General features: G+C 65.9%; 23 protein-coding genes. 6 read left to right on the top strand and 17 right to left on the bottom strand.

Annotation, left to right across the window (positions count from 1 at the left end):
- Nucleotides 1–405 precede the first annotated feature (405 nt).
- From hutU to hutI, 4 genes are read right to left on the bottom strand one after another with little or no spacing between them, the layout of a single operon-like run.
- Nucleotides 406–2088 (bottom strand): urocanate hydratase, encoded by a 1683-nt coding sequence (hutU, locus tag DDT93_RS19080; protein ID WP_109467468.1) that lies wholly within the window; start codon nt 2086–2088, stop codon nt 406–408.
- Nucleotides 2085–2885, bottom strand: a complete 801-nt coding sequence (hutG, locus tag DDT93_RS19085) for an N-formylglutamate deformylase (RefSeq protein ID WP_109467469.1) — start codon at nt 2883–2885, stop codon at nt 2085–2087. The genes hutU and hutG overlap by 4 nt, the downstream gene beginning before the upstream one ends.
- Nucleotides 2882–4390 (bottom strand): histidine ammonia-lyase, encoded by a 1509-nt coding sequence (gene hutH, locus DDT93_RS19090; protein WP_109467470.1) that lies wholly within the window; start codon nt 4388–4390, stop codon nt 2882–2884. Before hutH ends, hutG begins: the two co-directional genes overlap by 4 nt.
- A complete protein-coding gene (hutI, locus tag DDT93_RS19095; RefSeq protein WP_109467471.1) occupies nt 4387–5577 on the bottom strand; it encodes an imidazolonepropionase in 1191 nt (396 codons plus the stop codon). Before hutI ends, hutH begins: the two co-directional genes overlap by 4 nt.
- Nucleotides 5578–5723: 146 nt before the next feature.
- On the opposite strand from hutI, the gene DDT93_RS19100 reads away from it, so the two are divergent.
- On the top strand, nt 5724–6413 hold the full coding sequence (locus DDT93_RS19100) for a GntR family transcriptional regulator (protein ID WP_109467472.1): 690 nt from the start codon (nt 5724–5726) through the stop codon (nt 6411–6413).
- An 81-nt stretch (nt 6414–6494) separates the two neighbouring features.
- Here DDT93_RS19100 and DDT93_RS19105 read toward each other — a convergent pair whose 3' ends face one another.
- Nucleotides 6495–7028, bottom strand: coding sequence for a CHAP domain-containing protein (locus DDT93_RS19105; RefSeq protein ID WP_109467473.1), 534 nt, complete (start codon nt 7026–7028; stop codon nt 6495–6497).
- Nucleotides 7029–7238: 210 nt separating this feature from the next.
- On the bottom strand, nt 7239–7952 hold the full coding sequence (locus DDT93_RS19110) for a DUF1223 domain-containing protein (protein WP_109467474.1): 714 nt from the start codon (nt 7950–7952) through the stop codon (nt 7239–7241).
- Nucleotides 7953–8189: 237 nt separating this feature from the next.
- Here DDT93_RS19110 and acnA point away from each other — a divergent pair, with 237 nt between their 5' ends.
- The gene (gene acnA, locus DDT93_RS19115; RefSeq protein WP_109467475.1) at nt 8190–10934 is read left to right on the top strand and encodes an aconitate hydratase AcnA; all 2745 of its coding nucleotides are present in this window, start codon (nt 8190–8192) and stop codon (nt 10932–10934) included.
- 78 nt (nt 10935–11012) lie between these two features.
- Here the strand turns inward: acnA and DDT93_RS26785 are convergent, their stop codons facing one another.
- Entirely contained in the window at nt 11013–12536 is a 1524-nt protein-coding gene (locus DDT93_RS26785; RefSeq protein WP_232825505.1) for a LysM peptidoglycan-binding domain-containing protein, read from the bottom strand.
- A gap of 116 nt (nt 12537–12652) precedes the next feature.
- Between DDT93_RS26785 and DDT93_RS19130 the strand changes: the two genes are divergently transcribed.
- On the top strand, nt 12653–13204 hold the full coding sequence (locus DDT93_RS19130) for an LOG family protein (protein WP_109467477.1): 552 nt from the start codon (nt 12653–12655) through the stop codon (nt 13202–13204).
- On the opposite strand, the gene rarD is transcribed toward DDT93_RS19130, so the two are convergent.
- From rarD to DDT93_RS19180, 10 genes are all read right to left on the bottom strand, one after another.
- Nucleotides 13111–14061, bottom strand: a complete 951-nt coding sequence (gene rarD, locus DDT93_RS19135; RefSeq protein WP_109467478.1) for an EamA family transporter RarD — start codon at nt 14059–14061, stop codon at nt 13111–13113. The two genes, DDT93_RS19130 and rarD, sit on opposite strands and share 94 nt — an antisense overlap.
- 146 nt (nt 14062–14207) lie before the next feature.
- A complete protein-coding gene (locus DDT93_RS19140) occupies nt 14208–14807 on the bottom strand; it encodes a superoxide dismutase (protein ID WP_109467479.1) in 600 nt (199 codons plus the stop codon).
- Between the two features lie 211 nt (nt 14808–15018).
- Entirely contained in the window at nt 15019–15468 is a 450-nt protein-coding gene (locus DDT93_RS19145; RefSeq protein WP_157960231.1) for a hypothetical protein, read from the bottom strand.
- Between the two features lie 125 nt (nt 15469–15593).
- Nucleotides 15594–16160 (bottom strand): sarcosine oxidase subunit gamma, encoded by a 567-nt coding sequence (locus DDT93_RS19150; RefSeq protein WP_109467481.1) that lies wholly within the window; start codon nt 16158–16160, stop codon nt 15594–15596.
- Nucleotides 16153–19164, bottom strand: a complete 3012-nt coding sequence (locus DDT93_RS19155) for a sarcosine oxidase subunit alpha family protein (protein WP_109467482.1) — start codon at nt 19162–19164, stop codon at nt 16153–16155. Before DDT93_RS19155 ends, DDT93_RS19150 begins: the two co-directional genes overlap by 8 nt.
- Nucleotides 19165–19204: 40 nt before the next feature.
- Complete coding sequence (locus tag DDT93_RS19160) at nt 19205–19534, bottom strand: sarcosine oxidase subunit delta (protein ID WP_109467483.1); 330 nt, start codon at nt 19532–19534, stop codon at nt 19205–19207.
- A gap of 84 nt (nt 19535–19618) precedes the next feature.
- Entirely contained in the window at nt 19619–19822 is a 204-nt protein-coding gene (locus DDT93_RS19165) for a hypothetical protein (RefSeq protein WP_109467484.1), read from the bottom strand.
- A gap of 290 nt (nt 19823–20112) precedes the next feature.
- Nucleotides 20113–20301: a hypothetical protein gene (locus tag DDT93_RS19170; RefSeq protein ID WP_109467485.1), complete on the bottom strand. Its 189-nt coding sequence runs from the start codon at nt 20299–20301 to the stop codon at nt 20113–20115.
- Between the two features lie 174 nt (nt 20302–20475).
- Entirely contained in the window at nt 20476–20805 is a 330-nt protein-coding gene (locus DDT93_RS19175; RefSeq protein ID WP_109467486.1) for a hypothetical protein, read from the bottom strand.
- A 208-nt stretch (nt 20806–21013) separates the two neighbouring features.
- A complete protein-coding gene (locus DDT93_RS19180; RefSeq protein ID WP_109467487.1) occupies nt 21014–22258 on the bottom strand; it encodes a sarcosine oxidase subunit beta family protein in 1245 nt (414 codons plus the stop codon).
- A gap of 208 nt (nt 22259–22466) precedes the next feature.
- Here DDT93_RS19180 and ccmI point away from each other — a divergent pair, with 208 nt between their 5' ends.
- From ccmI to DDT93_RS19195, 3 genes are read left to right on the top strand one after another with little or no spacing between them, the layout of a single operon-like run.
- On the top strand, nt 22467–23708 hold the full coding sequence (gene ccmI / locus DDT93_RS19185) for a c-type cytochrome biogenesis protein CcmI (protein ID WP_109467488.1): 1242 nt from the start codon (nt 22467–22469) through the stop codon (nt 23706–23708).
- Nucleotides 23705–24187, top strand: coding sequence for a Holliday junction resolvase RuvX (gene ruvX, locus DDT93_RS19190; RefSeq protein WP_109467489.1), 483 nt, complete (start codon nt 23705–23707; stop codon nt 24185–24187). The genes ccmI and ruvX overlap by 4 nt, the downstream gene beginning before the upstream one ends.
- Nucleotides 24184–24414 (top strand): DUF1289 domain-containing protein, encoded by a 231-nt coding sequence (locus tag DDT93_RS19195; protein ID WP_109467490.1) that lies wholly within the window; start codon nt 24184–24186, stop codon nt 24412–24414. The genes ruvX and DDT93_RS19195 overlap by 4 nt, the downstream gene beginning before the upstream one ends.
- Nucleotides 24415–24423: the final 9 nt, after the last annotated feature.

A 24423-nucleotide genomic window follows, 5' to 3' on the forward strand; every position in this document is an offset into this window, starting at 1 on the left:
AATCTACGGCGAAAACCGTGTGTTTAGCACGGCAATCAATAGTGAGCTGTCGGACAACATGGCGTGCGAACGCTGCTAACCGGGCGGCGCCGTCGGATATGGCTACGGAGACCGGGATAAGGGGCTGACGCAGAAAGCTATGCAACCCGGCCCCCCGGGCGACGTGCCCTTGTCGCGCGCCCCGCGCATGACTGCGCCAGAGGAGACAGCCGCAAGCCCGGCAGGCTTGCCGTTTCAGAGCAGTTAGCTCGGCGCGGCCGGGTTACCCCGACCGCACACATTTCTCGCTACGAAGCCCTAGCGGTGGCTTCTCATCAGGTTGCGCACCCTATCGGGTCCTCGACTGGAAACTGGCGATTGCAGCCCAGCCCCGATCCGGGTGAACAACCTTCTGAGATTTCACACTTAACCGAGGATTCCCGGCAGCTTCAGCCCGTTCTCGCGGGCGCAGTCTACCGCGATCTCGTAACCGGCATCGGCGTGGCGCATCACACCAGTGGCCGGGTCGTTCCACAGCACCCGCGCAAGGCGCTTGTCAGCGTCCTCGGTCCCGTCACAGCAGATCACCATGCCGGAGTGCTGAGAAAAGCCCATGCCGACCCCGCCACCGTGATGCAGCGAAACCCAGGTCGCCCCGCTTGCGGTGTTCAGCAGAGCGTTCAGCAGCGGCCAATCGCTGACCGCGTCCGAACCATCCTTCATCGACTCCGTTTCGCGGTTGGGGCTGGCCACGGAACCGGAATCGAGGTGATCACGGCCAATCACCACGGGCGCTTTTAGCTCACCATTCCTCACCATCTCGTTAAAGGCGAGGCCAAGACGGTGGCGCTGCCCCAGCCCGACCCAGCAGATCCGCGCCGGCAGGCCCTGGAAGGCGATGCGTTCGCGCGCCATGTCGAGCCACTGGTGCAGGTGCTCGTCGTCGGGGATCAGTTCCTTGACCTTCTGGTCGGTCTTGTAGATGTCCTCCGGATCGCCGGAGAGCGCGCACCAGCGGAACGGCCCGACACCCCGGCAGAACAGCGGGCGGATATAGGCTGGTACGAACCCCGGGAAGGCAAAGGCGTTTTCCAGCCCCTCCTCCAGCGCCACCTGCCTGATATTGTTGCCATAATCCAGCGTCGGCACGCCCGCGTTCCAGAAGTCGACCATCGCGGCGACGTGTTCCTTCATCGACGCCCGCGCCGCCTTTTCCACTGCCTTCGGATCGCTCTCGCGCTTGGCGCGCCACTCGGCCAGTCCCCAGCCCTTGGGCAGGTAGCCGTTCAACGGATCGTGCGCGCTGGTCTGGTCGGTCACGATGTCCGGCCGCATCCCGCCCGCCTTCATGCGGCGAACCAGTTCGGGAAACACCTCGGCGGCATTGCCCAGCAGACCGACCGATTTCGCCTCGCCCGCCTTGGTCCAGCGGTCGATCATCTCGAGCGCCTCGTCCAGCGTCTCGGCCTTCTCGTCGAGGTACTTGGTGCGCAGTCTGAAGTCGATGGAATCCGGGTTGCACTCCACCGCGAGGCAGCTGGCCCCGGCAAAGACCGCCGCCAGCGGCTGGGCCCCGCCCATGCCTCCAAGCCCGCCCGTCAGGATCCACTTGCCGGTCAGATCGCCGCCGTAATGCTGGCGTCCGGCCTCGGCAAAAGTCTCGTAGGTTCCCTGCACAATGCCTTGGGTTCCAATGTAAATCCACGAACCGGCCGTCATCTGGCCGTACATGGCGAGCCCCTTCTTGTCGAGCTCGTTGAAGTGATCCCAGGTGGCCCAGTGCGGCACGAGGTTGCTGTTGGCGATCAGCACGCGCGGCGCGTTTTCATGGGTCCGGAACACCCCCACCGGCTTGCCGGACTGCACCAGCAGCGTCTCGTCCGCCTCGAGATCGACCAGCGAGGCGACGATGCGGTCGAAATCCTCCCAGGTCCGGGCGGCCCGACCGATTCCACCGTAAACCACCAGCTCGTGCGGGTTCTCGGCGACGTCCGGATGCAGGTTGTTCATCAGCATCCGCATCGGCGCCTCGGTCAGCCAGGATTTGGCCGTCAGCTCGGTTCCGGTCGGCGGAAACACATCGCGGGTATTGTGGCGCGGGTTGGTCATCGGTTCAGCTCTCCCGTTTGAACTAAGCGCTGCAAGGCGTTGAGAATGTTTGACAAGTGGTTCCGGATTTTATCCCCATCCACCTGTGAATAAGTCCAGGGCGGGGTCTCGGAGGCGAGGTAGGTCGACTGGGCCAGTTCCATCTGGATCGCATGGACCCCGGTCTCTGGTCGGCCATAGTGGCGCGTCGTCCACCCGCCCTTGAACCTTCCGTTAAGAATCGAGGTGTAACCTGGGGCCGCGGCGCAGAGTTGCTCCACCGTCCGCTCCACGATCGGCGCACAGGAGGCGGACTGGTTCGTGCCGATGTTGAAATCCGGCAATATTCCCGGAAACAGAAAGGAGATTTCCGACCTGATAGAGTGGCAATCATACAAGATCGCAACGCCATGTATGCCCCTCACGCGGTCCAGTTCGGCGGACAGGGCCTCGTGATAGGGCCGGTGAAAAGCATCGACGCGACGGGCGATTTCGGCGGCGTCGGGCTCCTGCCCGTCTCGATAGATCGGCCGCCCGTCGAAATCGGTCAGCGGGCAAAGCCCGGTGGTGTTCTGGCCCGGGTACAAGCTCTCGTCATCAGGGGCGCGGTTCACGTCGATGACATAGCGGTGCACCGGGGTGCGCACGGTGGTCGCCCCCTCCAGCAGTCCGTCGTAAAGGCGATGGATGTGCCAGTCGGTATCCGCAAGGGCGCGCCCGGTTTCGTTCAGCCGTTCCCAGGCGTCCGGTGGAACATCGGTGCCGGTGTGCGGCAGGCCAAGGACGATGGGGCTGTCCCCCCGGGTGACCTCGATCATGCGGAGCGCTCCAGCAGGCGGCCCTCGCGGACCAGTTCGGCGGCCTTGGCGATGTCGGGCGCCAGGTACCGGTCCTCGGCCAACGGAGCCACTTCGGCGCGGAGGCAGGCCAGAACAGCGGCCAGTCGCGGCGAGGTTGCCAGCGGCCGGCGCGCCTCGATCCCCTGCCCGGCACACATCGCCTCGACCCCCAGGATCACGGCCAGATTCTCGACCATCCGCATCAGGCGGAAGGCACCGTGGGCGGCCATGCTGACGTGGTCCTCCTGGTTGGCCGAGGTCGGGGTCGAGTCAGTGACGCAGGGCATCGCGATGTGCTTGTTCTCGCTCATCAGGGCGGCCGTGGTGACCTCGGCAATCATCAGACCCGAATTCAGGCCCGGATCCGGCGTCAGGAAGGGCGGCAGGTCATGGCTCAGGGTCGGGTCGACCATCAGCGCGACGCGCCGCTGGGCGATGGCGCCGATCTCGGCCAGTGCCAGGGCGATCTGGTCGGCGGCAAACCCGACCGGCTCGGCATGGAAGTTGCCGCCCGACACGATCAGCCCCGAACCGACCAGCACCAGCGGGTTGTCGGTCACCGCGTTAGCCTCGATCTCGAGCGTGCGCCCAGCCTGCGCAATGATATCGGCGGCGGCACCCACCACCTGCGGCTGGCAGCGGATGCAATACGGATCCTGCACGCGGCTGTCGTTTTCGCGGTGGCTCTCGCGGATCTCGCTGCCCTCCATCAGCGCGCGCATCTGCGCGGCGACGGCGATCTGCCCGGGATGGCCGCGCAGAGCGTGGATCTCGGGGCGCAGCGGCGCAGTGGAACCCATGATCGCGTCAGTCGAGAGCGCGGCGATGACGATGGAGTTCTGCACCATCCGCTCGGCCTCGAAATACCCGGCGAGGGCGCAGGCTGTGGAAAACTGCGTGCCGTTGATCAGCGCCAGCCCCTCCTTCGGGCCCAGCACCACGGGCTCCAGTCCTGCCCGGCTCAGCGCCTCGCGCCCTGCCAGCCGTTCGCCACCGACCAGGGCCTCGCCCGCGCCGATCATGACCGCGGTCATATGGGCCAGTGGCGCGAGATCGCCCGAGGCCCCGACCGACCCCTGGTGCGGCACCACCGGCGTCACCCCGGCGGCCAGCATCGCCTCGAGCAGCGCGCAAATCTCCCAGCGCACACCCGAAGCGCCGCGCCCCAAAGACATAAGCTTGAGCGCCATCATCAGGCGGGTCAGCCGGGGCGAGAGCGGTTCACCGACACCACAGCAATGGGAAAGGATCAGGTTTTCCTGAAGTTTCTCGGTATCTTCCGGCGCGATCTTGCGGTTGGCCAATTTGCCAAAGCCGGTGTTCACCCCGTAGACCGGTGCCTGCCCACGGGCGGCGGCGGCAACCAGCGCCGCGGCGGCCTCGATCTCGGGACGGGCCCCGGGCGCAAGTCGCACCGAAAGCTCCTCGCGATAGATCCGTTCCAAATCCGACAGGGCCACCTGGCCCGGCGTAACCTCGATCATCCTTCACCTCCGATAATCCGCCGGTGCAGCGGGTTGAACCCGATCCGGTAGGACAGCTCTCCCGGGCTCTCCGCGTCCCAGACGGCCAGATCCGCGCGCATCCCGGCGGCCACCTGCCCGCAGTCCGAAAGCCCAAGCGCGCGCGCGGCATGAACCGTCACCCCGGCCAGCGCCTCCTCGGGCGTCAGGCGAAACAGGGTGCAGCCCATGTTCAGGGTCAGCAGCAGCGAGGTCATGGGCGATGACCCGGGATTGCAGTCCGTGGCGAGGGCCATGGGAACGCCATGTCGACGAAAGGCGGCGACCGGCGGCGCCTGCGTCTCGCGCAGGGTATAGAAGGCGCCCGGCAGGAGCACCGCCACGGTCCCCGAGGCGGCAAGCGCCGCCGCGTCCGCATCGTTCGCGTATTCGACGTGATCGGCCGAGAGCGCGCCGTAGCGTGCCGCGAGGAGCGTTCCGCCGATGTTGGAGAGCTGTTCGGCATGGAGCTTCACCGGCAGGCCGAGCGCCCGGGCGGCCTCGAACACCCGCGCCATCTGCGCCGTGTCAAAGGCGATGCCCTCACAGAACCCATCGACCGCATCGACAAGCCCCTCGGCATGGGCCGCATGCAGCGCGGGGATGCAGACCTCGTCTATATAGGCATCCGCCCGCCCCGCGTAGTTGGCAGGCACTGCATGGGCACCGAGGAATGAGGTCACCACCCGCACATCGCGCCGCCGCCCGAGAGCGCGGGCCGCGCGCAGCATCCGCAGTTCGGTCTCGAGGTCGAGCCCATAGCCCGACTTGATCTCGACAGTGCCGACACCCTCGGCGATCAGCGTATCCAGCCGGGGCAGCGCTGCCTCAACGAGCGCCTCCTCGCTGGCCAGGCGGGTCGCCCCCACGGTCGAGACGATGCCGCCCCCTGCCCGCGCGACCTCTTCGTAGCTGGCGCCGTTCAGCCGCATCTCGAACTCCAGCGCGCGATGGCCGCCAAAGACGAGATGGGTGTGGCAATCGATCAGCGCGGGTGTCACCAGACGGCCTTGCAGGTCCTCGGCGGCCACATCGGCAAAGGCGGCGGGCACCTCGGTGCCCACATGGGCGATCCGACCCTCCTCCAGAGCGATCACCCCCGCCTCGACGAGGCCATAGCCCCCGATCATGGTCGCGATCCGTGCACCTTTCAGGACTCGCCGTGCCATCAGTGATTGACCCCTTATGTCTGAGTTAATATTTTTATGTATAGACATAATCGAGTCGTCAAGGGAAAGCTCATGACAGTCCTCCATGCGAAATCGGCCCTGTCGGGCAACCGGGCCTGCCCTGCACCGCTTGAGGGCGCGAAGTGATGGCGATCACCTGGCAGGACATCCACAAGGAAGCGCTGGAGCGGATCCACAGCCGCGACTGGGCGCCGGGCGCGCTGATCCCGAACGAGGCCGATCTGGCCGCCGAACTCGGCTGTTCGCGCGCCACGGTGAACCGGGCGCTCAGGGCCCTTGCCGAGGATGGTTGGCTGGAGCGACGGCGCAAGGCGGGCACCCGCGTCGCGATGGCCCCCCAGCGGCGCGCACGGCTGGCGATCCCGATTCTGCGCGAGGCGGTCGAGGCGCGTGGCCAGAGCTTTGCGCACAGCCTCCTCAGCCGCGAGACCGAGGCGATGCCGCCTCTCGAACGTGCCCTGCTTGGGCTTTCGGCCGAGGCCGTGACCCAGCGCGTGCGCACGCTGTTCCTGGCCGATGGCCAGCCCTACGCTCTGGAAGACCGCTGGGTCCATCTCGACGGCGCGCCGGGCTTTGCCGCACAGGAGTTGAAAGAGGTCTGCGCGAACGAATGGCTGGTGCAGCACACGCCCTTCGCCCGTGGCACGATGGACTATCTGGCCAGCCCCGCCGGGCCCTTCGAAGCCCGCCACCTTGGCTGTCCCGAGGGCACCGCCCTGCTGGCGATGGAGCGCGCCACCTTCAGCCCCGATACGGCGGTCACCTTCGTGCGCACCCACTTCGCGCCGGGGCACCGGGTCCGGCTGGAGCTCTGACGACGCGGGCGGCCGTGATCAGGCATGAAAAAAGCCCCGCTTGGGGGCTCATTCGCAGGCTGATGTCCGGGTGGTCGACGCTTATTGCGCGATCACCGGGTAGATGAACCCGTTCACCGGGTAGACGCTGCCAAAGCTGTCGGGATTGCTCTGCAGCCGAACCGCCGACCAGTCGTTCTTTTCCGAAACATCGACCACGGCCATGTTCAGCGAAACCTGGTTGCGGTGCCAGTTGGCGTGGTCGATCAGCACTTCGCGGGCCGAGAGGACCTTGGAGACGACGGCGACGTGACCCATCGGCATGGAGCGGGTCGATTTGAACGCCATGACCGCGCCGACCTCGGGCTCGCGACCCTGATCGTAGAGACCCTTGGCCTGGTTCCACCAGGTCTCGGCGTTGCCGCGGATGTCGATGCCGCTGGCGTTGCGGGCGAAGGGAACGCACCAGACCCGCTGGCCCTTGGCCTGCAGTTCCTTGACTTCACGCAATGCGAAAGCCTGGCGGTCGGGGTCGAGTCCTTGCGGTTCGGTCGTCGAACACGCGGCAGTCAGAAGTAGCGAAGCACAAAGAATTGACAGCCCGCCCAGCCGCGGAATGACCCGTTTCACGCTCATAAGTCCCTCGTCTTGTCTTCTTTTTGAGAGGCTCCGCCATCCCTGCCGAGCCGAGCGGAACTTTGTCAGACTGTCGTGAAAAGCAAAGAGGGTGCTGCACGTGTCGGCAAGATCTCGCCGATGCTGAACAAGAGAAGGAACCAAATGAAACGCGGCGTGAGCAGCCGTATCAGGACCTTACGTCAGCAAGATCGCGCGGCGCCGGCCGGGTTACTCGGCGCGGGCGGCCGCCAGAATGGCCCCCGGCGCGCTGTCCTGCACGAGAATCACGCTGCGATCGTTGCCCGGCGTTTCCGCCGTCAGCGCCAGTTCACCCTGCCCGTCCCAAGTGCCAAGCACGGTCCAGTCGGTGACGATGTTGGAATAGACGATCGACCTGCCCGCGTTCTCGCCCCGGGTGATCTTGGTCTCGCGCCGCGGCTCGAACCGGACGAGGTGCACCGCGTACTTGCCGCGCGGCGTCCCGGCCAGCGGGCGCACGACGATCTGCGCCACCCCGGCCCGCCACGTCACGTCCAGGTCTGCCTTGGCGGCAATCCGGCGATGCTGTTCGATCAGTTCGCCAAGCTTCATGCCCTTGGCCCCAACGATGCTGTCGACACCGTCGATGATCATCTGCGGGGTATAGACCATGTGCCGGCCTGCCGCGGTGGCATAGGCCTTCTGCCGCTTGGTAAAGCGGGGATCGGCGAATTCGTCGGCCCAGCCGATGTAGTCCCAATAGTCCACGTGCAGCGCCAGCGGGATCACGTCGGCCCGCCCGCTCAGCTCGTTCAGCAGCGCATCGGCCGGCGGGCACGAAGAGCAGCCCTGCGAGGTGAACAGCTCCACCACCACCGCCTTGTCCCCGGCAATCGCGCCCGAAACGGCGCCCGACAGTGCAAGAACGAGTCCCAGTACCGGGGCGATGGGGCGGATTTTCATGTGTTGGCTCTCTGCTGCAATGTGACGTTCCCTGTATCGGTGGCCAATTGAAATGACCAATCAATCCTTCTTGAAACCCCGGTGAGCGGGCCTACCTTAAGAATGCCAGCCGGGGATTGTGTGCAATGGTATACAGAAAAACATGAACAACTCAGGATCGCTATTGAACGGCGATCCAACCTGATGCAGATAACGCACAGCGAATTCCCATTTCCCAGTCAAATGAGGAGGCCACTTATGCCCATCACCGTTGGACAGGACACCGCCAGCACTCGCAGAACGCTGAGTGTGAACGGCAACTCCGTTTCCTATTACTCGATCGCCGCCGCCACCGAGGCGGGTCTTGGCGACTTCTCCAAGCTGCCCGCCTCCCTCAAGGTCGTGCTGGAGAACATGCTTCGCTTCGAAGACGGCAAGACCGTCACCACCAGCGATATCAAGGCTTTCGCCGAGTGGGCCGAGAAGGACGGCAAGAACCCGGTCGAGATCGCCTATCGTCCGGCCCGGGTGCTGATGCAGGACTTCACCGGCGTTCCGGCGGTGGTCGACCTTGCGGCGATGCGCGACGGTATCCTCGGGCTCGGCGGCGACGCCAGCAAGATCAACCCGCTGGTTCCCGTGGACCTCGTCATCGACCACTCGGTGATGATCGACGAATTCGGCAACCCGCGCGCCTTCCAGATGAACGTGGACCGCGAGTACGAGCGCAACATGGAGCGCTACCAGTTCCTCAAATGGGGCCAGACCGCGTTCGAGAACTTCCGCGTGGTGCCGCCGGGCACCGGCATCTGCCACCAGGTGAACCTCGAATACCTCGCCCAGACCGTCTGGACCGACAAGGATCAGAACGGCGAGATGGTCGCCTACCCCGACACCCTCGTCGGGACCGACAGCCACACCACCATGGTGAACGGCGCCGCCGTACTCGGCTGGGGCGTGGGCGGCATCGAGGCCGAGGCCGCGATGCTGGGCCAGCCGATCTCGATGCTGATCCCCGAGGTCGTCGGCTTCCGCCTGACCGGCAAGATGGTCGAGGGCACCACCGGCACCGATCTCGTGCTGAAGGTCGTCGAGATGCTGCGCAAGCATGGCGTGGTGAACAAGTTCGTCGAATTCTACGGCGAAGGCCTCGACAGCCTGCCGCTGGCACAGCGCGCCACCATCGCCAACATGGCCCCGGAATACGGCGCCACCTGCGGCTTCTTCCCGATCGACGACGAGACCCTGCGTTACCTGCGCCAGACCGGCCGCGACGAGGACCGCATCGCGCTGGTCGAGGCCTATGCCAAGGAGAACGGCTTCTGGCGCGGCGCGGATTACGCGCCGATCTACTCCTCCACGCTGCACCTCGACATGGGCGACATCGTTCCCGCCATCTCCGGCCCGAAACGCCCGCAGGACTACCTGCCGCTGACCGGCGCCGCCTCGGCCTTTGAAAAGGTCGTTGCCGACTACCGTGGCATCGACATTTCCAAGGAAGCCAAGGACATGGCCGACGAGGGCCCGGTGGCGACCAAGTCCGTCGACATCTGCAAGACCGCGCCGGTCGAAGGCGAGGACTACCAGCTGAAGGACGGCTCGGTCGTGATCGCCTCGATCACCTCCTGCACCAACACCTCGAACCCCTACGTCCTCATCGGCGCCGGGCTCGTCGCCCGCAAGGCACGGCAATTGGGCCTGAACCGCAAGCCCTGGGTCAAGACCTCGCTGGCGCCGGGTTCGCAGGTGGTGACCCAGTACCTCGAGGCCGCGAACCTGCAGGAAGACCTGGACGCCGTCGGCTTCAACCTCGTCGGCTACGGCTGCACCACCTGCATCGGCAACTCGGGCCCGCTGCAGCCCGAGATCTCCAAGGCGATCAACAGCAACGACCTGATCGCCGCCGCGGTCCTGTCGGGCAACCGGAACTTCGAGGGCCGGATCAGCCCCGACGTGCGCGCGAACTACCTCGCCTCGCCGCCGCTGGTCGTCGCCTATGCGCTGGCCGGTGACATGAACATCGACCTTGCCAGCGAACCGCTGGCCCAGACGCCCGACGGCAAGGACGTGTACCTCAAGGACATCTGGCCGAGCGACGCCGAGATCGCCGAACTGGTCGAAAAGGTGGTCACCCGCGAGGCGTTCCAGTCCAAGTACGCCGATGTCTTCAAGGGCGACGAGAAGTGGCAGGCTGTGGAAGTTTCGGGCGGCGAAACCTACGACTGGCCGCCGACCTCGACCTACATCCAGAACCCGCCCTACTTCCAGGGTATGGGGGCCGAGGCCGGGACGATCAAGAACATCGAGGGCGCCAAGATTCTTGCCGTGCTCGGTGACATGATCACCACCGACCACATCTCGCCCGCCGGGTCCTTCAAGGACACCACCCCGGCTGGCAAGTACCTGCTGGAGCACCAGGTTCCGGTCCGCGAGTTCAACTCCTACGGCTCGCGTCGTGGCAACCACGAGGTGATGATGCGCGGCACCTTCGCCAACATCCGCATCAAGAACGAGATGCTGGACGGCGTCGAGGGCGGCTACACCAAGGGCCCCGACGGTGCACAGACTTCGATCTACGACGCGGCCATGGCCTACGAGGCGCAGGGCACCCCGCTGGTGATCTTCGGTGGCATCGAATACGGCGCAGGCTCGTCGCGCGACTGGGCCGCCAAGGGGACCAACCTGCTGGGCGTCAAGGCCGTGATCGCCGAGAGCTTCGAGCGCATCCACCGGTCGAACCTCGTCGGCATGGGGGTGATCCCCTTCGAGTTCACCGGCGGCGATACCCGCAAGACGCTGGGCATCACCGGGGACGAGACCGTTTCGATCAAGGGTCTCGACACCATCAAGCCGCTCGAGGTGGTCGACTGCGTGATCACCGCGCCGGACGGAACCGAGACGACGATCAAGATCAAGTGTCGGATCGATACCGCGATCGAGAAGGAATACGTCGAGCACGGCGGCGTCCTGCACTACGTGCTGCGCGATCTCGCCAAGTCCTGATCCGGTTCGACCCGCAAAGCAAGAGACCCCCGGCCATCGCGCCGGGGGTCTTCGTTTTCGGTCGGCGGTGGTGCCGCGCTATTCCGGCAAGGTGAACACCTGCCCGGGGTATATCAGGTCCGGGTCGCGGATGCTTTCGCGGTTGGCCTCGAAGACCCGCACGTAGAGCAGGCCCTCGCCGTAGCGGTCCCGCGAGATCGCCCAGAGCGTATCGCCCTTCTGCACCGTCACTGCGCGCACCAGCGCCGTCTGCCCCGGCGTGTCGCCCGAGGTGGGCGGGTTCAGCACCTCGGGCGCCTCGCGCTTGAACGGCGTCTCCATGCGGCTCAGCACGTCGCCCTTGGCGTTCAGTTCGTCCAGCCGGAGGGTATAGACCCCGGGCTCCACGCCGGTCAGCTCGCCCTGCCACTTGCCCTCGGCACTGGCGTCAAGGTCGGCGACGGCCTTGTTGTCGAGGTAGACGCGGACAACCGAGTTGCCGCGCGCGCGACCGGTCAGTTCGACCTCGCCCTCGTCGGAATAGCTGATGGTGTCCAGCGCGATGCTGGCCATGGCGTCCGGCTGTTCGGGTGACACCGGCTGCAGCAGTTCCACGCCGTCGCGCGTTGCGCGCAGCACGGCAACCGGGGCCGCCGACTGGGCAGGCGCAGCCTCGGTCGATGCCGGCGCAGCGGCGACCGTGGTCGCAGATGCGGCAGGCGTCGGCGTGACCGCCGTGGTCACGGCCTCGGGCACCTGCGTCGTGGCTTGCGAAGCGTCCGTGCTGGTCGTCGTTTCGACAGTCTCTGTGACAGCAGTGGCCGCAGGCTCGGTCGCGGCAACCTGTTCTGCCACCGGTGCCGCCGCGCTCTCCTGCGCCGCGACGGGCGCCGTGCCTTCCGTTGGCGCGTCGGGCGTTTCGGGGGCCCCAGTTTCGGCCACCTGCTCCGCTTCCGCAGAGGGCGCCGGCGTTGCATCGCTGGACCCGGCGGCATCCCCGATCACGGGGGCCGCGCCAACCGCCGGGGCGTCCGCCGCAGGCGTCTCGCCCGTCTCGGCCGGGGCCTCCACTGCGGCACTTGCCACCTGCTCCTGCGCCTGAACCGGGGCGACGATGATCGGCTCGTCCGAGGTCGACTCCCGCGCACCAAGCGCGGCCACCATGCTCAGGACGCGGGCAGTCCCGCCGGTCTCCAGCGCGAGGAAGCTGACGAACTTGCCACTGGCGTCCGCCACGGCCTCGCCCACTTCGTCCTCATCCAGCAGGAAGGTCACCCGTGACCCTGCGGGCGCGGTGCCAGCGACCAGCGTGGTGCCATCGGGCTCTACCCGGACGACGTCGAAGGCGGGTGCGGCAAGGGCTGTCTCGGCCTGATCCGTGGTTGCAGTTGCGTCGCCCTGAGCCGGGGCCTGTGCGGTTTCGGAGGGCTGCTCTGCCTGCGGCTCGGCCGTCGCAGTCTCCTGCCCCTCTCCCGCCTTGTCCGCGACTTCGGGCACCGTGACGGGCTGCGCGAATTCGGGCACCAGACCCGCGTAGTAGACGCCGCCGCCGATGACGGCCAAACCAAGTGCGATCAACGCGATGAGACCGGGAGCGCTGGGCGCCCCGCCTTCTGATGCCATTCCCTGTGTCCCCAATTGGCGACGTCCCCCGTCGCAGAGTTGAGCAAGTCTATCAACCGCGCTATCACGGGTCAAAACCACTTTGACGTTTCAGGAAAATTCTGGAAGGCCCGGATATGACAGCGAAATCCGTCTGTGTCTATTGCGGCTCACGCGCGGGCACGCGCCCCGCCTATGCCGATCACGCCCGCAGCCTCGGGCAGCTTCTGGCCACCGAAGGCTGGCGCCTCGTCTACGGCGCCGGGGACGTGGGGCTGATGGGCGAGGTCGCGCGCTCGGCGCAGCTTGCGGGCGGCGACACGTTCGGGGTGATCCCCGTGCATCTGGTCAAGTGGGAAGTCGGCAAGACCGACCTGACCCGCTACATCGTCACCGAGACGATGCACGAGCGCAAGAAGGTCATGTTCATGAACGCAGACGCGGTCGTGGTGCTGCCCGGTGGCGCCGGGTCGCTGGACGAGCTGTTCGAGGTCCTGACATGGGCCCAGCTGGGCCTCCACGCCAAGCCCATCCTGATCCTGAACACCGAGGGGTACTGGCAGCCCCTGCTCGACCTTGTCGATCACGTGATCGATCAGGGTTTCGCCGATCCCTCGCTCGCCGCGCTGCTGACAGAGGTCGCAACCCCCGAGGCCGCCATCGAGACCCTGCGCGCCGCCCTGTCCTGACGGAAGGCCGAGGCCGAGAAGATCGCCAGCGCCGCCCAGATCAGGCCGAAGGCGGCCGCAAGCGGCGCGGTGAAGGGTTCGGAGAACACCACCACCGCGCAGAGAAACTGCAGCGTCGGGTTGATGTACTGCATCACCCCCAGCGCCGACATCGAGATGCGCTTGGCCGCGTAGCTGAACAGGATCATCGGGGCCAGCGTCAGCGGCCCCGAGAACAGCAGCAGCAGGCTGTCGTGCCAGTTCGACCCGAAGGCCCCCGTCCGCGTCGCGTAGACATGGACGAGCACGCCAAGCACGACCGGCATCAGCACCAGCACCTCGCAGGTGACCGAGACCATGGGGCCCAGCGCGATGTTCTTCTTGACGATCCCGTAGAGCACGAAGGTCGCTGCCAGCAGCAGCGACATCCACGGCAGCGCGCCCAGTTCGATCGCCAGCACGGCCACCGCCAGCGCGGCAAGGCCGACGGCCAGCATCTGCGCCCCCACCATCCGTTCCTTGTAGACGAACCGGCCCACGAGAACCGCCACCAGCGGGAAGATGTAATAGCCGAGGCTGGTCTCGGTGTTGCGGTCGATCAGCGTGGCATAGATGAACAGGAACCAGTTGGTCGCGATCGACAGCGAGGCCACGACGATCAGCGCCACGCCCTTGACCGTCGACAGCGCCGCGACGATCTCGCGCCCCCGCCCGCGCATGAGAAGAATGGCCGCGAAGAACAGGAACGACCACAGCATCCGGTTGGCCAGCACCTCGAACGCGGGGATATGCGCCAGCAGCTTGTAGTAGATCGGCGACAGACCCCAGATCGAGCAGGCCCCGACCATCGCCAGCAATCCCTTGGTGCCCTCGGTCACGACAACTCTCTTCCTGTCCTTGTTAACAACCATGCTTGATCAGGCCCGCGCGGGAAAGGCAAGGCCCGGCCGTCGCGCCCCGGCCACGAAAAAGCCCTGCCGCGGGGGTGCGGCAGGGCTTCGCAGAGCACGTATCGCGCGGCGGATTACATCCGCGAGGCGACGTTTTCCCAGTTGACCAGGTTGTCGAGGAAGTTGGTCAGGTAGGCCGGGCGCTTGTTGCGGAAGTCGATGTAGTAGGAGTGTTCCCACACGTCGCAGCCCAGCAGCGCGGTCTGGCCAAAGCACAGCGGGTTCACGCCGTTCTCGGTCTTGGTGATCTTCAGGCCGCCATCGGTGTCCTTGACCAGCCATGCCCAGCCCGAACCGAACTGGCCGGCGCCGGCGGCGGAGAACTGCGACTTGAACTCGTCGACCGAGCCGAAGGACTCGACCAGCGCCTTTTCCAGGTCGCCCGGCATCTTGCTGTCGCCGGGGCCCATCATTTCCCAGAACTGGTTGTGGTTCCAGAGCTGGCTGATGTTGTTGAAGATGCCGTTCTGTGCAACCGCGCCCTTGTCGTAGGTGCCGACGATGATCTCTTCCAGAGACTTCGACGCCCACTCGGTGCCTTCGATCAGCTTGTTGCCGTTGTCGACATAGGCCTTGTGGTGAAGGTCGTGGTGAAACTCGAGCGTTTCCTTCGACATGCCCTTGGATGCGAGTGCGTCGTGGGCGTAGGGAAGGTCAGGAAGTTCAAAAGCCATGTCGGCCCCCTCTGGTATTGGTGAATGTCCTGCGCAGTAACTGAGCCCGTTCCATGCTATCGTCAAGGGTTAAGGTCAGTTTCCGCCTGCTTTCCAACCGTCTACCTGCCAGCGTTGCCTCTCGGCGCGAGAGGCCCAGCTTTGCGTGCCTTGCACGTGATGGATTGAGACACCGGCTGGACTTCGCTGGTTCGCGTCAGGAGGACGACGTCTACCCGGTCTCGCTTACCAGGACACATTTCCCCTCGCCCGAGGCCCAGTTGTCATAACCGGCCGGATGAGCGCTCACGGTGATGGTTTTGGCAACCGTATCGAGGCGCACCATGAAGTCGAGCTTGAAGCTATGCCCGTACTTTGGCTTTTTCTGAGTGACTCGCCAGAAGTACTGCAATTTTCTCTCGCTGGTTCTCTTCAGTTCTACGGGAATGTCATGTCCGTGAACCAGGTCGATGAACCGGTCGTATGCCCTGCCCTCTGTCTGATCAGCATTAAGGCCAAGGTACATCGTTCCCTGCAGAAACCGCGAGTCCGGTGCGGTCGGTTTCACATCACACTTGTAAACCACAGCCCCGGCACTTCCCGCCGAAAATACGAGAGCGGCAATTGCCGCGAATAATTTAGCTTTCAATTCCAGACCCTTAATTTCCGTTACGTCAGCCACTTTCTATGCGCGGCCGGGTCCGGTGACATTATTCGAATTGATCAACAATTGAAGTAAAAACTGAAATGCCAGCCCGAATTCCCGGACTGGCATTTCAATTGCTTTTCTGCGCGATTGCGGAAATCTCAGAAATACCCGACTTCCGAACCCTCTGCCGCCGCGACCTTCAACAGGTCAAAGGCATATTGCGCGACCGAGCGGAAGCAGAACAGGCCGAAGGTCTCGTCGTCTTCCATCCAGAAGGCCGCCGACACCTGCGCAAGGCGGCTGCGACGCACCTGCCCGGGCCCGAAGACCTCGGGCGAGAGGTCCGCCGGGGTCAGCTTGGACAGCACATCGCGCGCGGCCGGGCCGGAGACCCGGAACACCGTCCGCGCATCCGACACGTTGACCGCAAGCGCATGGGTGCCCGCCAGCGCCTCGTTCAGCGCGGCCACCCGTGCCTCCACCTCGGAATAGGGGCACAGCAGCATCAGCTCGTCCGGCGACATCCAGACCACGCCGCCGGTGTCCGAGAAGATCGCCTCGCGCTGCTCGGGCATGACGGTGCCCGCGACAGAGAGCACGGCCTTCTTGATCGCCGCCGAGGACTGGTCGCCCCGCAGGGTGATCATGCCGTGCAGCCCGGTCTCCTCGACCTTGGCGATACCCTTGAATTCGGCCCGGTTGAGGGCGCTGGTGGGTTCAGACATTCTGCTTCTCCCCGTCCTTGTCGTAGAAGACCGGATCGACGATCCGCGCCTTGAAGACCGTTCCGTCGGTCCCCGGGAACTCGATCACCTCGCCCATGCGCTCCGGCCCCTTCAGAACCAGCCCCATGGCAATGCCCTTGCACAGCGTCGGCGAGTAGTAGGTCGAGGTCACCCGCCCCTGCGTGTTGCGCTGGCCGTTCGGGTTCACGCCCTCGGCGACCGCATAGGCCCCATCGGGCAGCACGGCACCGTCGAGCGTCTCCAGCCCGACCAGCTTCCAGCGGTTCGGATCGGTCATGTGCGCCCGTTCCTGCGCCCGCTTGCCGAGGAAGTCTTCCTTCTTCTTCGAGATAGCCCAGTTCAGCCCCAGATCCTGCGGGATGATGGTGCCGTCGGTCTCGTCCCCGATCATGATAAAGCCCTTCTCGGCCCGCATGATGTGCAGCGCCTCGGTGCCATAGGGCATGATGCCGAACTCCTTGCCGGCCGCGACCAGCGCCTCCCAGAAGGCAAGGCCCTGCGCGGTCGGCACAGCGATCTCGTAGCTGAGCTCGCCCGAGAAGGAGATCCGATAGGCCCGCACGTCGAAACCGCCCAGCGTACCGTCCTGCCACGTCATGAACGGGAAGGTCTCGGCCGACACATCCATGCCACCCAGCTTCTCCAGCAGCATCCGCGCCTTCGGCCCCACCACGGCGACCTGCGCATATTGCTCGGTCAGGTTGGCGGCATAGACCTGCATGTCCCACCACTCGGTCTGCAGCCACTCTTCCATGTGCGCATGGATGCGGTCGGCGCCGCCCGTCGTGGTGTGGCAGAGGAAGGTCTCGTCATCAATGCGCGCCACGACGCCATCGTCCACGAGGAACCCGTTCTCGTTGCACATCAGGCCGTAGCGGCATTTGCCCGGTTTCAACGAAGACATCATGTTGGTGTAGAGCAGGTCGAGGAACTTGCCCGCATCCGGCCCCTTGACGAGGATCTTGCCCAGCGTCGAGGCGTCCAGCAGACCGACGTTCTCGCGGGTGTTCTTCACCTCGCGCATCACCGCGTCATGCACACTCTCGCCGCTGCGCGCAAAAGCGTAGGGACGGCGCCAGTGGCCGACCGGCTCCCAGTCCGCGCCGTTCTTCTCGTGCCAGCCATGCATCGCGGTGCGGCGCAGGGGCTGAAAGACCGCCCCGCGCGCCTCGCCGCCGATGGCCCCCATCGAGATCGGCGTATAGGGCGGGCGGAAGGTAGTCGTCCCCACCGCCGGAATCTCGGCGCCCAGCGCATCGGCTAGGGTTGCCAGGCCGTTGATGTTGCTGAGCTTCCCTTGATCCGTGGCCATGCCGAGCGTGGTGTAGCGCTTCGTATGCTCGACGCTCTCGTACCCCTCGCGCGCGGCCAGTTGCACGTCCGAGACCTTCACGTCGTTCTGGTAATCCAGCCAGGCTTTCATGCGCAGTTGCACCCGCGCGTCGCGCGGCATCATCCAGACCGGTTCAATCGGCGTCTCGGGCGCGGGTTCGGCCTCGATGGCCGCCGCCTTCTTCAGCTTGTAGCCCGCCGCCTTGGCCGCAGCACGCCCCGCCTCGACGGCATCGCCACAGATGGCGTCCAGCATCATCACCCCGTTGGCGGAGCCTGCGGGCACCACGTAGGGCTGGCCATCCGCACCGGTCGGCGCGCGCGTGGCGTCCGGCCGGAAATAAGCCTGCTCCGCGTCCCAGGTCAGCTTGCCGCCGCAATGGGACCACAGGTGCACCACCGGCGACCAGCCGCCGGACATGGCGACCGCATCGCAGGCGACCTCTTCCAGCGCCCCGCCGGCACCGGCATAGGCGCAGATCTGGACCTTCTTGACCCGCTTGCCGCCCGACACCTTGCCGATGGCACGGCCACAGTCGATGCGGATTCCCAGTCGCCGGGCCTCGGCCATCAGGGCGCCGCCGCCGGTCTCGCGGGCGTCGAGGATACGTAGCACCTCCTGCCCCGCCTGTTTCAGCGCGATGGCGGTACGATAACCGTCGTCGTTGTTGGTCGCGACGATCACCCGCTTCCCGGCGGACACCGCATAGTTCACGAGGTAGTCGCGCACCGCCGAGGCCAGCATCACGCCCGGTACGTCGTTTCCGGCAAAGGACAGCGGACGTTCGATTGCGCCGGTCGCCGTCACGATCTGCTTGGCGCGGACCCGCCACAGCCGGTGCCGCGGCCCCGGCGCGCCGGGCTGGTGGTCGCGCACCCGCTCGTAGCCAAGCAGATAGCCGTGGTCGTAGACACCGGAGGCCATGCAGCGCAGGCGCAGGGTGACGTTCGGCATCTCCGACAGCTCGCGCACCAGCGCGTCGATGTAGTCACCCACCGGCTGGCCATCGACAAGGCCACCATCGACCGGGGCACGCCCGCCCCAGTGGGCGGTCTGCTCCATCAGCAGAACCTTGGCGCCGGTGACAGCCGCGGCGCGCGCTGCCAGCAAACCGGCAATGCCCCCGCCCACGACGACGACATCGGTGTGCAGGTGGAAATGCTCGTAGCTGTCCGCGTCTTCCGAATCCGGCGCCCGGCCCAAGCCCGCCGACTGGCGGATGAAGGGCTCGTAGACGTGTTTCCAGAAAGACCGCGGGTGGATGAACATCTTGTAGTAGAAGCCCGCCGGCAGGAACCGCGAGAGCTTGGCGTTCAGCGCGCCCACGTCGAATTCAAGCGACGGCCAGTGGTTCTGCGAGGTCGCGCTCAGCCCGGCGAAAAGCTCGGTCGTGGTCGCGCGCTGGTTCGGCTCGAACCGGGCGCCCTCGCCCATGTTCACGAGGGCGTTGGGCTCTTCGGCCCCGCTGGCCACGATGCCGCGCGGACGGTGGTACTTGAACGACCGCCCCACAAGCATCTGGTCACTGCCCAGCAGCGCCGAGGCCAGCGTGTCGCCCGCATAGCCCTTGAGCCTGGCGCCATTGAACGAAAAGGAGATTTCGGTCGCCCGGTCGATTAACCGGCCGCCCGTGGACAGGCGCACACTCATGCAAGCCCCCTTTCACACGTGAAAGTATTGATAACGTAGATCATTTGAACAGCCGCCAGGACCAGCCGGGCGCGATCCCGGAAATCTTGTTGCGGATCTCGACGGGCGGCTCGGATGTCTGCGCCGGATAGGTCCCGTAGACCTCCAGCGTCATGGTATTGCGCGCCGCGTGAAACCACTTGCCGCAGCCATGCGAGTGGCGCCAGCGTTCGAAGTGAACCCCCTTGGGGTTCTCGCGTTCGAACAGATAGGCCTCGAAGTCCTCGTCCGACGAACCGGGGCCGAAGCGCTTGAGATGCGCCTCGCCGCCCGCCGTCAGCTCGGTTTCATCCGCCATCACGCCGCAGTAAGGGCATTCAAGGGTCAGCATGGCTGGGTCTCCTGACAGGAAGACACGTCAAGGGCGGGCGCCCAATGGCACCCGCCCTTCCGGTCGTGTTCGTGAGTGTTTTGGCTAGTCGCTTCCGACCGGGGTCGGCTCGACCGGGATCGGCTCGGTCCGGATGACGGCTGAAGTTCCATCAGGCCGGACACCTGTGGTCTGACCCATGGGCCGCGTCGCGATCGAGAGGACGAAATAGAGGACCACCAGGACGAAAATGACCGCTGCGAATATCCAGCCGGTCGACCTGCGCTGGGGGGCGTAGAAATCCGACATGAGTGATCCTCCTTCCGTGCAGGGAAAGGATGGGTCATTCGCATGTTCAGGGCAATCGACGAGGACGAGCGGCGCGGAAATCGGCGGGGGTCGGCCAGAACGGTGGTCTGGCGCAAGCCGTTTTCAGCCGTAGGGAAATTTGGTCTCTTGAAGGTCATGCGCACCACCCTACGACCGGGCCTGCGACCGGGGTCGCACAGTGGGGTGCAGACACGAAAAAGATGGGCACGAGGCGGGCCCATCTTGAACTCTTTACATTACGTGTACGGTCCGCCGGGAGGCGGGGGAACTCAGTTGGTGACTTCGCCTTCGATCGCTTTGCCACCTGGCAGTTCGATGCGAACGTCCGGCTTGTCGCCACTCGGCAGTCCGCCACCGAAAGCGATCCATGCGACAACACCCAACGCCACGACGACGCCCCCGAGAATGAAAGCGAGCGCGCTATTGCTGTTTGACGATTGCTGTGTCTGGTCGGACATGGGTCTCTCCTTGCTGTTCCGGTTGCAGGGAGAACGGCGCCGGACCGGTTTGGGTTCCCGAAAGCGCCAAAAAATCTTTCAGCTTTACAGAGGGCTGCACTGGCGCACCCCCCGGACATGCCTCGGGGCCACACCTTCCGGCGCGGCCCCGCGGGGTCGTGATGGAACGAACTATCAGTCGGCAGGCTGCGCCGGAGCGGTCTGCTCGGCAGGCGCGGCGCTGTCAGCGGCCGGAGCGGTTGCATCCGCTGCAGGTGCGGCGCTGTCGGCTGCCGGTGCGGCCGGGGTTTCGTCAACGGTGATGCTGACGTCGCTGGCCGGCGGAGCCGTGTCGACGACACTGCCGTCGGTGCCGGTGAACAGCCAGAACAGCACCAGTGCGGCGACAACAAGTCCGCCGACAATGAAAGCGATTCCGGCTCCGGTCGCGCCGCGTGCGGGGACGCGCTCGCGCTCGACGTAAGTGTTACGATAGTCGGTCGTATGCAGGTCGTGGTTGGCCATGATATGCCCTCCTTCGTGGTTGCCTTCGCGGAGACAACCTCGACCTGCCCGCAGGAGTTCCGAGCGCGTTTTTCGGATTGGCAGGATTCTGCCCGCCGCAGCGCAGCGCCAACCAGCCGACCACCGCCCGGCGCCCGCATCCCTGCGCGCGCCGTTGCGGCCGATGTGGCCTGGCCGATACCGCCCATGCTGACGCGGCAGTCCTGCATCAGTGCGCCACCCCCGCGGCCACGCTCTCGTCGATGAAGCGGCCCTCGCGGAAACGGTCCAGCCCAAAGTCCGCGGTCAGCGGCGAGTGCCCCTTGGCCATCAGTTCAGCCATCGCCCAGCCCGAGCCGGGGATCGCCTTGAAGCCGCCGGTGCCCCAGCCGCAGTTCACGAAGACGCCCTCGACCGGGGTCTTGGACAGGATGGGCGAGCGGTCGCCGGTCATGTCCACGATGCCGCCCCACTGGCGCAGCATCTTCAGCCGCGAGATCATCGGAAAGGTCTCGATCAGGGCGCGGACGGTTTCCTCGATGTGATGGAAGCTGCCGCGCTGGGTGTAGTTGTTGAACCCGTCGGTGCCGCCGCCGATCACCATCTCGCCCTTGTCGGACTGGCTCATGTAGCCGTGCACCGTGTTGGCCATCACCACCACGTCCATGCAGGGCTTGATCGGCTCCGAGACCAGCGCCTGCAGCGCCACGCTCTCGATCGGCAGGCGGAACCCGCCCATCTCGGCCAGGTGGCTGGAGTGGCCGGCGACGACGATCCCCAGCTTGCCGCAGTCGATCGGCCCCTTGGTGGTGTCGACGCCCCGGACCTTGCCGCCCTCGGTGCGTACGCCGGTAACTTCGCATTTCTGGATGATGTCCATGCCCATGGCCGAGCAGGCCCGCGCATAGCCCCAGGCCACCGCATCGTGGCGCGCCGTGCCGCCGCGTGCCTGCCAGAGGCCGCCCATCACCGGGTAGCGGGGCCCGTCGAGCCGGATGATCGGCACCAGTTCCTTGACCCGCTCGGGGCTGATCCATTCGGTGGTCACGCCCTGCAGCGCGTTGGCATGGGCGGTCCGCTGGTAGCCGCGCACCTCGTGGTGAGTCTGGGCCAGCATGATCACGCCGCGCGGGCTGAACATGACGTTGTAGTTCAGGTCCTGGCTCAGCGTCTCGTACAGGCTGCGCGCCTTCTCGTAGATCGCCGCAGACGGATCCTGCAGGTAGTTCGAGCGGATGATGGTGGTGTTGCGGCCCGTGTTGCCGCCCCCGAGCCAGCCCTTCTCGATCACCGCCACGTTGGTGATCCCGAAGTTCTTGCCCAGGTAATAGGCCGTCGCAAGGCCATGCCCCCCGGCCCCGACAATCACCACGTCATAGCGGCGGCGGGGTTCAGGGCTGCGCCATGCGCGCTCCCATCCGGTGTGAAAGCGCAGCGCCTCTCGGGCGATGGCAAAGGCGGAATAGCGTTTCATGTCTCGGCTCCGCTTCGGATTCGTCTGTGATGACCAGTCATATCCGCTTCTGGGCCAACAGGCCAAAAAGAGGCGAACGGCGGCGGCATTTCCCTGACATTTTGCGACATCGGCAAAATTTCGGTTGGCGGGCTTCGGAGATGTGATGCTTTGTCCCTTTTTTCCCCAGGGCCCAAACGTTAGATATGCCCGACAGGCAGGAGCGCGCATGGCATTCTGGATTATCACCTTTCTCTTGGCACTGATTGCCTCTGCCGTCATGGCGACCGCCCTGCTGCGGGCCCGCGCCGCGACCGCCGAAGGAGACGAAAGCGCCACCTACGACCTGCAGGTCTACCGCGACCAGTTGAAGGACGTTGACCGTGATCTCGCACGCGGCGTCATCGCCGAGACCGACGCCGAACGCGTTCGCACCGAGATTTCGCGCCGCATCCTCGCCGCCGATTCCGCCGCCCGCTCTGCCGCCGCTCCGGCCCGGTCCGGTGCCACGCTCTCCTATGCCGCCGTCGCCCTCGTCGCCCTTGTCGTCATCGGCGGCAGCCTGCTGCTCTATCGCGACCTCGGCGCGCCGGGCTACAGCGACCTTGGCCTGAAACAGCGCTATGCCATGGCCGAGTCGCTGCGCACCACGCGCCCCGGTCAGGCCGAGGCAGAGGCCAACGTTCCCGACGCCACACCGGATGTGCCGCTGAGCGAGGACTACCTCAAGCTTGTCCAGCAACTGCGCGAGACCGTCGCGCAGCGACCCGACGACCTCGAAGGGCTGCAACTGCTCGCACGCCACGAGGCCGCCACCGGCCATTTCTCGGCCGCCGCCAAGGCCCAGGGCCGGGTGATCGACCTGCTGAGTGACAAGGCCAGCGCCCGCGATCTTGCCAACCTCGCCGACATGCTGGTGCTGGCCGCCGGCGGCTATGTCTCGCCCGAGGCGGAGGCCGCGCTCGACAAGGCGCTGCACCTTGACCCGACGAACGGACCAGCCCGCTACTACTGGGGCCTGATGCTGGCCCAGACCGGACGGCCCGACCAGGCCTTCGGCATCTGGGACAAGCTGCTGCGAGAGGGGCCCGCCGACGCGCCGTGGATCGTGCCGGTCCGCGCCCAGATCGAGGACCTCGCCCTGCGCGCCGGGGTCAACAACTACGCCCTACCTGCCCCGCCCGCCGATCTGCGCGGACCCAGCGCCGCAGACGTGGCCGCCGCTCGCGACATGACCGCCGAGGACCGCACGGAGATGATCCGAGGCATGGTCGAGAGCCTCTCCACGCGCCTTGCCGACGAAGGCGGACCGCCCGCGGAATGGGCGCGCCTGATCAGTTCGCTGGGCGTCCTCGGCGAAACCGACAGAGCCCGCGCAATCTATGGCGACGCGCAGCAGGCCTTCGCCGGGAACGACGCCGCGCTGAGCGAAATAGATGCAGCCGCCAGACGCGCCGGAGTACTGGAATGATTCACGACGTTTTCGAAGAGTTCGCCGCCGCCTGCCCCACCTTCGGGGCGCTGATCGGGCTGGATTTCGGAGAGAAGACCATCGGCGTTGCCGTGTCCGACCGCATGGGCACCGTCGCGACCCCGCTGGAAACGATCCGGCGCAAGAAATTCACTCTGGATGCCGACCGGCTGGAGGAGATCATCGCCGACCGCGAGGTCAAGGGCATCCTGCTGGGCCTGCCGCGCAACATGGACGGCTCCGAGGGCCCGCGTTGCCAGAAGACGCGGGCCTTCGCCCGCAACCTCGCACAGCGCACCGACCTGCCCATCGGCTTCTGGGACGAACGCCTGAGCACCGTGGCAGCCGAACGCGCCCTGCTTGAGGCGGATACGTCGCGCAAACGTCGCGCCGAGGTGATCGACCACGTGGCCGCCGGGTATATCCTGCAGGGGGCGCTCGACAGGATGCGCCATCTGCGGCGGGATCAGGCCACATGAGCGACGAGATCTGGAAACGAAACGAGATCGAGAGCCCCTGCATCAAGATCTGCGTGATCCACCCCACCGAGAAGCTGTGCACCGGCTGCCTGCGCACGATGGAGGAAATCGCCCGCTGGTCACGGCTAAGTGGCGACGAACGCCGGGCGATCATGGCAGAACTGCCCGAACGCGCCCCCCGCCTGCGCAAGCGCCGTGGCGGACGCTCTGCCCGGCTGCAGGGCTGATACCGGGCA

It is taken from the genome of Albibacillus kandeliae, assembly GCF_003116585.1.
In the GTDB taxonomy this organism is placed as follows: domain Bacteria; phylum Pseudomonadota; class Alphaproteobacteria; order Rhodobacterales; family Rhodobacteraceae; genus Albibacillus; species Albibacillus kandeliae.

Bases quoted from the DNA above. Each gene is read 5' to 3' on its own strand.
- hutU (WP_109467468.1), bottom strand. From the start codon at position 2,088: ATGACCAACCCGCGCCACAATACCCGCGATGTGTTTCCGCCGACCGGA.
- hutG (WP_109467469.1), bottom strand. From the start codon at position 2,885: ATGATCGAGGTCACCCGGGGGGACAGCCCCATCGTCCTTGGCCTGCCG.
- hutH (WP_109467470.1), bottom strand. From the start codon at position 4,390: ATGATCGAGGTTACGCCGGGCCAGGTGGCCCTGTCGGATTTGGAACGG.
- hutI (WP_109467471.1), bottom strand. From the start codon at position 5,577: ATGGCACGGCGAGTCCTGAAAGGTGCACGGATCGCGACCATGATCGGG.
- DDT93_RS19100 (WP_109467472.1), top strand. From the start codon at position 5,724: ATGGCGATCACCTGGCAGGACATCCACAAGGAAGCGCTGGAGCGGATC.
- DDT93_RS19105 (WP_109467473.1), bottom strand. From the start codon at position 7,028: ATGAGCGTGAAACGGGTCATTCCGCGGCTGGGCGGGCTGTCAATTCTT.
- DDT93_RS19110 (WP_109467474.1), bottom strand. From the start codon at position 7,952: ATGAAAATCCGCCCCATCGCCCCGGTACTGGGACTCGTTCTTGCACTG.
- acnA (WP_109467475.1), top strand. From the start codon at position 8,190: ATGCCCATCACCGTTGGACAGGACACCGCCAGCACTCGCAGAACGCTG.
- DDT93_RS26785 (WP_232825505.1), bottom strand. From the start codon at position 12,536: ATGGCATCAGAAGGCGGGGCGCCCAGCGCTCCCGGTCTCATCGCGTTG.
- DDT93_RS19130 (WP_109467477.1), top strand. From the start codon at position 12,653: ATGACAGCGAAATCCGTCTGTGTCTATTGCGGCTCACGCGCGGGCACG.
- DDT93_RS19140 (WP_109467479.1), bottom strand. From the start codon at position 14,807: ATGGCTTTTGAACTTCCTGACCTTCCCTACGCCCACGACGCACTCGCA.
- DDT93_RS19150 (WP_109467481.1), bottom strand. From the start codon at position 16,160: ATGTCTGAACCCACCAGCGCCCTCAACCGGGCCGAATTCAAGGGTATC.
- DDT93_RS19155 (WP_109467482.1), bottom strand. From the start codon at position 19,164: ATGAGTGTGCGCCTGTCCACGGGCGGCCGGTTAATCGACCGGGCGACC.
- DDT93_RS19160 (WP_109467483.1), bottom strand. From the start codon at position 19,534: ATGCTGACCCTTGAATGCCCTTACTGCGGCGTGATGGCGGATGAAACC.
- DDT93_RS19165 (WP_109467484.1), bottom strand. From the start codon at position 19,822: ATGTCGGATTTCTACGCCCCCCAGCGCAGGTCGACCGGCTGGATATTC.
- DDT93_RS19170 (WP_109467485.1), bottom strand. From the start codon at position 20,301: ATGTCCGACCAGACACAGCAATCGTCAAACAGCAATAGCGCGCTCGCT.
- DDT93_RS19175 (WP_109467486.1), bottom strand. From the start codon at position 20,805: ATGGCCAACCACGACCTGCATACGACCGACTATCGTAACACTTACGTC.
- DDT93_RS19180 (WP_109467487.1), bottom strand. From the start codon at position 22,258: ATGAAACGCTATTCCGCCTTTGCCATCGCCCGAGAGGCGCTGCGCTTT.
- ccmI (WP_109467488.1), top strand. From the start codon at position 22,467: ATGGCATTCTGGATTATCACCTTTCTCTTGGCACTGATTGCCTCTGCC.
- ruvX (WP_109467489.1), top strand. From the start codon at position 23,705: ATGATTCACGACGTTTTCGAAGAGTTCGCCGCCGCCTGCCCCACCTTC.
- DDT93_RS19195 (WP_109467490.1), top strand. From the start codon at position 24,184: ATGAGCGACGAGATCTGGAAACGAAACGAGATCGAGAGCCCCTGCATC.